This window comes from Achromobacter sp. HNDS-1 (assembly GCF_040084795.1).
In the GTDB taxonomy this organism is placed as follows: Bacteria; Pseudomonadota; Gammaproteobacteria; order Burkholderiales; family Burkholderiaceae_B; genus Achromobacter; species Achromobacter ruhlandii.
Genome location: NZ_CP157584.1, coordinates 5,739,644 through 5,749,960 on the forward strand (window position 1 = coordinate 5,739,644; position 10,317 = coordinate 5,749,960).

The 10,317-nt window shown below is 67.6% G+C and carries 11 protein-coding genes; 3 read left to right on the forward strand and 8 right to left on the reverse strand.

Annotated elements, in window-relative coordinates; genetic code table 11:
- Window positions 1-11: 11 nt before the first annotated feature.
- From ABFG95_RS26490 to ABFG95_RS26500, 3 genes are all read left to right on the forward strand, one after another.
- A complete protein-coding gene (locus ABFG95_RS26490; protein WP_049074356.1) occupies window positions 12-482 on the forward strand; it encodes a hypothetical protein in 471 nt (156 codons plus the stop codon).
- A 138-nt stretch (window positions 483-620) separates the two neighbouring features.
- Complete coding sequence (locus ABFG95_RS26495; RefSeq protein ID WP_049074354.1) at window positions 621-2,351, forward strand: methyl-accepting chemotaxis protein; 1,731 nt, start codon at window positions 621-623, stop codon at window positions 2,349-2,351.
- A gap of 315 nt (window positions 2,352-2,666) precedes the next feature.
- Window positions 2,667-4,262, forward strand: coding sequence for a PAS domain-containing methyl-accepting chemotaxis protein (locus ABFG95_RS26500; RefSeq protein ID WP_063581340.1), 1,596 nt, complete (start codon window positions 2,667-2,669; stop codon window positions 4,260-4,262).
- Between the two features lie 102 nt (window positions 4,263-4,364).
- On the opposite strand, the gene fliR is transcribed toward ABFG95_RS26500, so the two are convergent.
- From fliR to ABFG95_RS26540, 8 genes are all read right to left on the reverse strand, one after another.
- The gene (fliR, locus tag ABFG95_RS26505) at window positions 4,365-5,153 is read right to left on the reverse strand and encodes a flagellar biosynthetic protein FliR (RefSeq protein ID WP_059270087.1); all 789 of its coding nucleotides are present in this window, start codon (window positions 5,151-5,153) and stop codon (window positions 4,365-4,367) included.
- A 30-nt stretch (window positions 5,154-5,183) separates the two neighbouring features.
- The gene (gene fliQ, locus ABFG95_RS26510) at window positions 5,184-5,453 is read right to left on the reverse strand and encodes a flagellar biosynthesis protein FliQ (protein ID WP_049074347.1); all 270 of its coding nucleotides are present in this window, start codon (window positions 5,451-5,453) and stop codon (window positions 5,184-5,186) included.
- 9 nt (window positions 5,454-5,462) lie between these two features.
- Window positions 5,463-6,245: a flagellar type III secretion system pore protein FliP gene (gene fliP, locus ABFG95_RS26515; protein ID WP_049074344.1), complete on the reverse strand. Its 783-nt coding sequence runs from the start codon at window positions 6,243-6,245 to the stop codon at window positions 5,463-5,465.
- A gap of 22 nt (window positions 6,246-6,267) precedes the next feature.
- Window positions 6,268-6,591 (reverse strand): flagellar biosynthetic protein FliO, encoded by a 324-nt coding sequence (gene fliO, locus ABFG95_RS26520; RefSeq protein ID WP_348995096.1) that lies wholly within the window; start codon window positions 6,589-6,591, stop codon window positions 6,268-6,270.
- A gap of 13 nt (window positions 6,592-6,604) precedes the next feature.
- Complete coding sequence (gene fliN, locus ABFG95_RS26525; RefSeq protein ID WP_049074340.1) at window positions 6,605-7,162, reverse strand: flagellar motor switch protein FliN; 558 nt, start codon at window positions 7,160-7,162, stop codon at window positions 6,605-6,607.
- Complete coding sequence (gene fliM, locus ABFG95_RS26530; RefSeq protein ID WP_068950523.1) at window positions 7,155-8,162, reverse strand: flagellar motor switch protein FliM; 1,008 nt, start codon at window positions 8,160-8,162, stop codon at window positions 7,155-7,157. The genes fliN and fliM overlap by 8 nt, the downstream gene beginning before the upstream one ends.
- 2 nt (window positions 8,163-8,164) lie before the next feature.
- A complete protein-coding gene (locus ABFG95_RS26535) occupies window positions 8,165-8,773 on the reverse strand; it encodes a flagellar basal body-associated FliL family protein (RefSeq protein ID WP_049074332.1) in 609 nt (202 codons plus the stop codon).
- Between the two features lie 170 nt (window positions 8,774-8,943).
- A complete protein-coding gene (locus tag ABFG95_RS26540; RefSeq protein WP_059270090.1) occupies window positions 8,944-10,314 on the reverse strand; it encodes a flagellar hook-length control protein FliK in 1,371 nt (456 codons plus the stop codon).
- Between the last annotated feature and the right edge of the window lie 3 nt (window positions 10,315-10,317).

Here is a 10,317-nt window from a genome sequence, read left to right on the forward strand (position 1 = left end):
AATGGGCAGGTATGCGAGGCTATCTACATCTTCTGGCGACGGCGGCAATTGCGGCGCTGATCGCGGGCTGCGCGGCAACGGGCCACAATTTCGACCCCAGCAAGCTGTCGACCCTGACCCCGGGTCAGACGACGCTGGAAGAAGCCTCGCGGGCGCTCACCGCCCCGCCTGACAAGTTCTACAAGCAGACCGACGGCACCTTCCTCGCCCTCTGGTCCTTCAAGATCACGTTTGTCGCGGACGGCCTGTACAGCCGCAAGGAAGCACTGCTGCAGTTCGGCCCGGACGGCCGGCTGATGCGCCTCGTCGACAGCACCAATATTCTGCTGGAACCCTGGGAACGCCAGAAATTGCTGGGCCCCGCACCCATGCCTGACCCCGTTCAGGATTGGGCGCAACAGCCCGCGCCGCCGCCCCAGGTGGAAACCATCGTCATACCGGTGCCGGCTGCGCCGCCCGAGACGGTGCGCCAGGGGCGGTAGGCCCCGTTTTCCGCGGAGAGCGCGCCGGCCCCCGGGGCCACCGCGTACGTCGCCCTGAGGCGAACCCTTCCGCAAGGAGGGTTCGCCAGGGTGGTTTTTCATTTGGTCAGAGCTGTACCTGAGGGATGGGGAAAGAATATGGAAGCGAGTCTGGAATCCGGAGCGAAATCAGGCAAGGTGGGCAAGAAGAAGGCCGCGCGCGCACCCAAGGTGAAACGCAAGCTGCGGCTGCGCGATGCCCGCGTCGGCACGATGCTGCTGTGGGTCATGGCATTCTTCGCGGTGCTGATCGCGGCGGTGGGCGGCCTGGCCGCCTTCTTCCTGCAGCACAACTACGAGTCCATCCGCGAGGTTAATGCGCTGACCGAGCGCGCCAAGCAAGTGGATGTGATCAACAGCGACATGCTGCGCGCCCGCGTCAGCCTGATGGTCGCGGCCCGTCACCTGCAGGAGTCGGGCTGGGGTAGTGGCGAGAACTCGGCGCGCGACGCGGCCGCGGCGCTCAAGGGCGCCACCGATCTGCTGACCGGCGTGCGCAGCCGCTTCGCCGACTTCCAGAAGAACATGCTGCAGGATGACACCGGCCGCCAGCTATCGATGAACCTGGTACGCCGCTACCGTTCGTATATCGATGACGGCGTCGACACCATGGTGGAAGCGCTGCGCAGCGAGGACTACTCGACCTTCTACATGGTCAACAATGAATACGGCACGCCGCGCAGCGCCGCCTTCATCGAGGCCATCGGCGAATTCAGCAAGTACATCGCCGACCAGCAGGAAGCCACGATCCAGCAGGCCGAGGACAACTTCAACCGCGCCATGGTGGCCGTTGCCGTCGCGGTGGCGTTGGCGCTGGCCCTGATGGTGTTCTGCCGCGTGCTGTTCGGCCGCCTGGTGGTCCGTCCGCTGGTCGAGGCCGGCCAGCATTTCGACAAGATTGCCGCCGGCGACCTGACCAGCCGCGTTGAAGTGCGCTCGCACAACGAAATCGGCCAGCTGTTCGCCGCGCTCAAGCGTATGCAGGAAAGCCTGACACGCACGGTGGCCACGGTGCGCCGTGGTGTCGACGAGATCACGGTGGGTTCGCGCGAGATCTCGGCGGGCAACACGGATCTGTCCAGCCGCACGGAAGAACAGGCGGCTTCGCTGGAAGAGACCGCCGCGTCGATGGAAGAACTGGCTTCGACGGTCAAGCAGAACGCCGACAACGCGCGCCAGGCCAACCAGCTGGCGGCCAGCGCCTCGGACGTGGCCGAGCGCGGCGGTTCGGCGGTGGCTGAAGTGGTCAACACGATGCAGGGCATTTCGGCCAGCTCGCGCAAGATCTCTGAAATCGTGTCGGTGATCGACGGCATCGCGTTCCAGACCAACATTCTGGCGCTGAACGCGGCGGTGGAAGCGGCCCGTGCCGGCGAGCAGGGCAAGGGCTTCGCGGTGGTGGCGGGCGAAGTGCGCTCGCTGGCGCAGCGCAGCGCGCAGGCGGCCAAGGAGATCAAGGGCCTGATCGAGGACTCGGTGACCAAGGTGGGCGCCGGTTCGCAGCAGGTGGAACGCGCGGGCGCGACGATGCAGGAGATCGTGGCGTCGGTCAAGCGTGTGACGGACATCATGGGCGAGATCTCGGCGGCCTCGGAAGAGCAGTCCAGCGGCATCGACCAGGTGAACCGCGCGGTCTCGCAGATGGACGAGGTGACGCAGCAGAACGCGGCGCTGGTGGAAGAGGCGGCCGCCGCGGCTGGCTCGCTGCAGGAGCAGGCCCATCGCCTGGCCGAAGCCGTGGCGGTGTTCAAGATCAATGCCGGCGAAGTGATCGAAGTGCCGGCCCAGCAACTGGGCGGCTATCAGGCCCCGACGCTGACGCAGGACTGATCGGCACGGGGCCCGGCCCCGTCGCCCAGCGGAGCGGGCCCGTTGCCGGCCCGGCTCCGGCCGACCCGGCGCCCGTTCACGGCCGCCGGGTCGAGTGCCTTGCGCGATGTGGATTTGTGAACGGGTTAAGTTTTCGAAAATATTACCGTTAATGGGCATAACGCCCGAATACCGGGGCGAACCGGTTTCGGCGGTGCCGCGCATCGCGCACCGGCGCTGGAACACCGGGCGGGGACCGGTCGCTGCGGGGCGACAGGTCCGTCCACACCGCCATTCATCGTTCGCCGCGACATATGATGTAACCGGAGACAAGCTGTGCGCGTAAACCTTCCAGTCAATGACGTGGAAACCAAGCTGCGCGAGGATCAATATCTGATCTCGCGTACCGACACCAAGGGCCGCATCCTTTACGCGAACCCGGCGTTTATCGAAGTCAGCGGCTTCTCGCGCGAGGAACTGATCGGCAAGGCGCACAACATTGTCCGCCACCCCGATATGCCGCCCGAGGCCTACGAGGACCTGTGGCGTACCCTGCAGGCGGGCGAATCGTGGCTGGGCCTGGTCAAGAACCGCCGCAAGGATGGCGGCTATTACTGGGTGCTGGCCAACGCCACGCCGATCGTCGAGAACGGCGAGGTGGTGGCGTATTCGTCGGTGCGGGTGCGCCCCAGCGACGCCCAGGTCGAGATGGCCGAGGAACTCTACGCGCGTATGCGCGAAGGCCGCGCCCGCGGCGTGCGCATCCTGCGCGGCCGCCCGGTGCGGGCGGGCTGGCGCCGGGGCCTGGACCTGTTGGCTTTTCCGTTCCGACGCAACGTGCGTGGCCGCATGTTCCGCCATGCGCTGCTGTCCTCTGGCATCGTGGTGGCCGCCGGCGCCTACGGTCTGCGTGCCAACTGGGAAACGCTGGACGCGACCGGCGCCACCCTGGCGTGCGGACTGCTCGGCGCGGGGGTGGCCGCGATCTTCGCCTTGGGCTGGCACCTGAGCCGGTCGCTGCTGGATCCCATGGTCGAGGCCGCCAACATGGCGCGCCAGGTCGCCGCGGGCAACCTGACCACGCAGATCGTGGCCGAGTCGGACGACGAGATCGGCAGCCTGAACTTCTCGCTGGAAGTCATGCGCAAAAGCCTGGTCGGTATCGCCCAGGACGTATATCGCGGCATCGAAGGCACCACGCAGGCGGCGGTTCACATTGCTCGCGGCAACCAGGAACTGGCCGGCCGCACCGAGGGCCAGGCCGCCTCCCTGCAACAGACGGCGGCGAGCATGGAACAGTTGACTTCCACCGTGCGCCAGAATGCCGACAATGCGCGCCAGGCCAACCAGCTGGCCGCCAGCAGCATGGATGTGGCGCGCCGTGGCGGCGTGGCGGTAGGGCAGGTGGTGCATACCATGCACGGCATTTCCGACAGCTCGCGCAGGATCGTCGACATTGTCAGCATCATCGAAGGCATCGCCTTCCAGACCAATATCCTGGCCCTGAACGCGGCGGTGGAGGCGGCCCGCGCCGGCGAGTCCGGCAAGGGCTTCGCGGTGGTGGCGGGCGAAGTCCGCAGCCTGGCGCAAAAGAGCGCCCAGGCGGCCAAGGAAATCAAGGGGCTGATCGAGGACTCGGTCGAGCGCGTGACCGAAGGTTCGGCCCAGGCCGAGCAGGCCGGCGCGACGATGGAAGAGATCGTGGCGGCGGTGCACCGCGTCACCGACATCATCGGCGAGATCTCGCAGGCCTCGCAGGAGCAGTCCAGCGGCATCGAGCAGGTCGACAGCGCGGTATCGCAGATGGATGTGATGACGGTGCAGAACACGGCCCTGGTGCAGGAACTGGGCGGAGCGGTGCTGCAGTTGGGCAACCAGTCGGGCGCGCTGCGCGAGACCATCCGGGTGTTTCGCCTGACAGGGCAGCAGTGACGCGCCTGCCCGCATCGAATGAAAAAACGGCCCTCGGGCCGTTTTTTCATTGTGCCCGCGCCAGCCTGGCGGGGCCTCGGTCCGCGGGTCGCCCGCTTGCCGCTAGCGTCCCGCCAGCGCGTCGGTGACCCGGCTCATCGCCGACAGGCCGGATTCGAACAGCGATTCCAGGAAGGGGCCGGAGTTCGGCAGCACCACGGTCAGCAGCACCACGCCTACGATCAGGCTGACCGGAAAGCCCACCGAGAACACCGACAATTGCGGCGCGGAGCGGTTCAGGATGCCCATGGCCAGGTTGATGGTCAGGAGCGCGCAGATCAGCGGCAAGGCCAGCAGAAGGCCGGATACGAACACGGTCTTGCCCCATTCCACCACGACGCCCCAGCCATTCTGGTGCAACTGGATCGCCTCCACCGGCAGCGTGTCGAAAGACCGCACCAGGGCCGCCAGCACCAGCAGGTGCCCGTCCAGCGCGAGGAACGTCAGCATGGCCACGATGTTGAACAGGCGCGACAGCACGGCGGTGTTGGCGCCGGTGCTGGGATCGAAAAAGGAGGCGAACGACAGGCCCATCTGCAGGCCGACGAATTCGCCGGCCGTCTGCACTGCGGCGAACACCAGGCGCATGGTAAAGCCCATGGCGATGCCGATCAGCACCTGCTGCATCACCATCCACAGGCCGGCGAACGAACCCGGGGCGATCGGCGGCATGGGATCGAGCGCCGGGCTGACGGCAAGCGCCAACACGAAGGCCAGACCGATCTTGACCTTGACGGGAATGGTGGATTCGGAAAAGAGGGGCGCGGTGCCCACCAGCGCCAGGATGCGCACGAACGGCCAGAGGAACTGGCCGATCCAGCCATTGAGCTGCTCGATGGTGAAGGAAAACATGGGGACGCGTCCCGGCGGCGGCGGATGCCGCTACGACACCAGGCCGGGAATCTGGCCGATCAATTGACGGATGTAGTCGACCATGATGCCGATCAGCCACGGGCCCAGCAGCACCAGCACGCCGCACATTGCCAGCAGCTTCGGGATGAACGACAGCGTCATTTCGTTGATCTGGGTGGCTGCCTGGAAGATGCTGATCACCAGGCCGACGATCAGGGTGATGATCAGCAGCGGACCGGCCATCGCCAGCGCGATCTTCATCGCCTGGTAGGTCATGGTCATGACGGTTTCGGCGGTCATGGCGATTCCCTATTGGTAGAAGCTCTGGGCCAGCGAGCCCATCAGCAGGTTCCAGCCATCGGCCAGCACGAACAGCATCAGCTTGAACGGCAACGCCACGGTCACGGGCGGCACCATCATCATGCCCAGCGCCATCAGCACGCTGGCGACCACCAGATCGATGATGAGGAACGGAATGAAAATGGTGAAGCCGATCTGGAAGGCGGTCTTGAGCTCGCTGGTGATGAAGGCCGGCACCAGGATGCGCAGCGGCACCTGCGACGGATCCTCCAGCGCCGGCTGCTTGGCCAGGTTGGCGAACAGCGCCAGGTCGTTCTCGCGGGTCTGGTGCAGCATGAAGGTGCGCAGCGGGCCCGCGGCGCGCTCGACCGCGGCTTCGAACTGGATCGAGCCCTCGGACAGCGGTTTGTAGGCGTCGGTGTAGATCTTGTCGAACACCGGCGACATTGTGTAGAAGGTCAGGAACAGCGCCAGCCCGATCAGAACATGGTTGGGCGGCGACATCGCGGTGCCCATGGCGCTGCGCAGCAGGCCGAGCACGATGATGATGCGGGTGAAGCCGGTCATCATCAACAGCGCCGCCGGCAGGAACGACAGCGACGTCATCAGCAGCAGCGTCTGCATGCTGAGTGAATAGGTTTCGGAACCGCCCGGGCCCGGCGTCGCGGTCAGGGCAGGCAGGGTGGCCTGGGCGACCACGCCCGCGGGGAACAGGGCCAGGCCCAGCAGGGCGGCGGCGCCCAGCAGGGGCAGCGCGCCGCGGCGGGCGCGAGGGGAAGAGGGCAAGCTCATGGTGTGGAAGCGCGCGCGCCGCCTAGCGGCGCTTGAGCGCCTGGCCCAGTTTGGCCGCGAAGGCGGCGGTGGGCAAGGTCGGGGCCTGCGGCAATTCGCCGGCGGGCAGGGTATGCAGGGTGTTGAGCTGGCCGGGGCTGACGCCCACGACCACCCAGGTGTTCTCGATCTCGACGACGACGATGCTCTGCCGCGCGCCGATCGGCAGGCTGGCGACCTGCTTGAGCAGGTTGCCGCCGCCACGCTGCGTCAGGCCGGCGCGCCGCGCCAGCCAGGCTGCGGCCAGGATGGCCGCCAGCACCAGCACCAGGCCGATGACGACGCGCAGCAGGGCGGATTCGTTCATCACGGGCGCGGCTTCAACGGCGGTTGTTGAGGCGGTTGATGCGTTCGGACGGGGTGATGATGTCGGTCAGGCGGATGCCGTACTTGTCTTCCACCACCACCACTTCGCCCTGGGCGATCAGGTAGCCGTTGACGAAGATGTCCATCGGCTCGCCGGCCAGGCCGTCCAGCTCCACCACCGACCCCTGGCCCAGTTGCAGCAGGTTCTTGATGGTCAGGCGGGTGCGGCCCAGTTCCACCGTCAGCTGGACGGGCACGTCCATGATCAGGTCGATGTCGGTGCCATTGCCGGCGGCCGAGCCGGCCAGCGGCTTGAACACCGATTGCGCCGCCGATTGCGCGGCAGGCGCGGCCGGAGCCGGAGCCGGGGGAGCCGCCGGAGCGGCAGGGGGCGCGGCGGCCGCGGGCGGCGTGGCCGCCGTCTGCTCGGCCATGGCGGCGGCCCAGTCATCCTGGGCGGGCTTCAGGCCGTCCGCCTGGGTGGGCGGATTGGCGCGGGATTGTTCGGCGAGCGCGTCGGCCCAGTCGTCGGCCGGGGACGAGCCGGAGCCGGGCTCGTTCTTGTCAGTCATGGTCGGGGGCCTCGTTTGAATCGGTATCGTGGGTAAACATGTTTTGCACGCGCAGGGCGTACTGGCCGTTGAAGACGCCGTAGCCGCATTCCATCAGCGGCACGCCGTCGACGTGGGCGATGACGGTCTGCGGCACATCCACGGGAAGGATGTCGCCGACCTTCATGCGCATCAGTTCGCGGATGCTGGACGGAATGCGCGCGAACTCGGCGACCACGTCGATGTCGGCGCTGCGCACCTGGCGCGAGAGCTGCTGCGCCCAGCGCTGATCGACTTCCTCGAGCGTGGTTTCCTGCAGCGGCCGCGTGAGCAGGTCGCGCACCGGCTCGATCATGGAATAGGGCAGGCAGATGTTGAGGTCGCCGCCGGTCGCGCCGAATTCGATGTGGAACGAGGTGACGACCACCACTTCATTGTTGCCGGTGATGCTGGCGAACTTGGTGTGCATCTCCGAGCGGACGTAATCGAATTCGATCGGGTAGACGGGATCCCAGGACTTGCCGTAGCTTTCCAGGGTCAGGTTGAGCAGGCGCCGGATGATGCGCTGTTCGGTGGTGGTGAAGTCACGGCCCTCGACCCGCGTGTGGTAGCGGCCATCGCCGCCGAACAGGCTGTCGATGACCAGGAACACCAGGTTCGGGTCATAGGTGAACAGGGCAGTGCCGCGCAGCGGCTTCATCTGCACCATGTTCAGGTTGCTGGGAACCGGCAGGTTGCGTTCGAAGTCCGCGTACTTCTGGATCTTGATGGAACCGACTGTGATGTCGGCGCTGCGGCGCATGAAGTTCAGCAACACGCTGCGCATCTGGCGCGCAAAGCGTTCGTTGATGAGCTCCAGCGTCTGCATGCGCCGGCGCACCACGCGGTCCGGCGAGCTCAGGTCATAGGCGCGGGCGCCGTCGTTGGGGCCCGCGGATTCCTTTTTGCTGTCGCTCTCGCCCGTGACGCCGGCCAGCAGCGCGTCGACTTCGTCCTGCGAAAGAAACGCCTCGTAGGCCATGCTTATTGCACCACGAACGCCGTATACAGTACGTCGGTGACATACTGGCCGTCCGGCAGGGGCGCGAACGGGCGATTGACGGCTTGCTTGATGGCGTTGGCCATGTCGGTCTTGCCTTGCTGGGTCTGCACGCCGGTGGGCGATTGCGCGGACAGCACCATCAGGATGCGGCTGCGCACTTCAGGCATGTATTTTTCCAGGCGGATGCGGGTCTGTTCGTCGCTCACGCGCAGGGTCAGGCCAACGTGCATGATGCGTTCGGTGTCCGCGTTCTGCAGCGTGACCGTGAAGGCCTCGATCGGCACGAAGATCGGCGCGGGCACCGCCGCCGGGGTGGTGGGCGGGGCGACAAAAGTGGTCGGCGTGGCCTGCGGGCCGGCGGCGCCGGGCTGGCCCGGCTGGTTGCCGGTCTGCCCAACGCCCAGTTGCACCGGCGCGCCACCCTGCGGCTGCATGCGCTGGGCAATGAACCAGGTCGCGCCCGCGCTGGCGGCGGCCACCAGCAGCAGCACCAATATCATGAGCAGCGGGCGGACAATGCGGCCTATGCCGCCGGAGCGTGTCGGAAGCGCGCCGCGCGGCGGCATGGTTGTGGGTTTGGAAGTCGCCATCTCGGTGTCGATGCGTGTTTTGCCGCTGATGAAAACGGATTCTTAGTGGATGAAAGCATTCTGCCCGAAATCACACCCCCGCTTGGAGGCGAAAAACAGGGCGAAAGCCGCGTATCTCAAGCTATTGCTGCACCGCCCGCAACCGTTGCCGGCCGCGGGCCGCGCGATTGTTACGCGAAGGTGTCGACCAGCGCATTGGCGTTGCGCGAGGCCGTCACGGTGGCGGCCTGGCCATCGCTCGAACCATCCGCCACCGCGGCGCCATTGCCGCCGCCCTGGCGTTGCGAACCGCCGCCGTTCTGCTGGGCGAATTCCTGCTGCGCGGCCTGTTCGCCGACGCTGGTCTGGCCCAGCGAGATGCCGGCCTGGGCCAGGGCCTGCTGCAATTGCGGAATCGCGGTTTCGATCGCCTGGCGCACCGAGGCATGCGCCGACACGAACGAGGCGCTGGCAACGCCATCGGCCAAATTGATGCTGACGCGCAGCGGACCGAGGTCGGGCGGATCCAGGCGCAGCTCGGCGGTCTGGGTGCCCTGGCGCACGTTGTTGCTCATGACCACCATCTGCTGACCCAGTTCGGTGCCCCAGTGGGTGCCGCCGACCGGGGTGGCAACCTGCAGTACCACCGGCACATTGGGCACGGCGACGCTGGCGGGGTTGGCGATGGGCGCGGGCTGCTGGCGCTGCGAGGCGGCGGCGATCGCTTGCGCCAGGTGGTCCTGGGCATTGGCGGCGTGCTGCGGCACCTGGAATTGCTGCGCGGTGCTGAGCACCGGCGCGGCGGGGTCTTCCTCGGTGCGGCCGTGTTGCGGCAGGACAGGCGCGGGTTCGGCCGCGGCCACGCGCGCATTGGCGGCGCGCGGCGCGGCGGCTTCGGACGCCGGGCGCGGTAGCTCCGCGGCGGGCGCGGGCTTGGCGGGCGCCGCTTCGGCCGCTGGCGTCGAGCCGGGCTTGACGGCGGCGGTGACCACCGGCTGGGCGATCTGCGCATCGCGGCTGGCCAGGGCGGCGGCGGCTTCGGCCTGCTGCGCCGTGGCGGCCACCGGCGTGCGCGGGGTGGCGATGGCGTCGTTGGCGGTCAGGGCAGCCTGCACCACGGCCGCGCCGCTGCTGATGGCCGTGGCGGCCGCCTGGGCGTTGCCGCGCGCCAGCTGGACCTGCTCGGCGGCCTGGGCGGCGATTTCCAGCGCCTGTTCCGGCAACACCACCGGCGTGGCGGGTTGCTGCGCGGCGGCGACGGCGAGCGCGCCGGCTTCGGCCTGGGTCGCGGTCTGCACGGCGTTGTCGATGGCCGAGGCGGCGGCGTCTTCGGCGTTGGCCGCTGCGTCGCCGGAGGGCTTGCCGCCGGATGCCGGCGTCTTGGCGCCGTTGTTATTGGCCGGCCGCGCGTCGGCGGACGGGTTCGGGCGCTGCTGGGCCAGCACGTCGGAGAACGACGGGCCCTTCTTGGTCGAGGCGGCCGCGGACTTGGCGCCGAGCGTGTCGGCGATCGAGACCGGCGCGGCGGGCGCGATGGCGGGCGTGGGCAGGGGAGCGGTCATCTT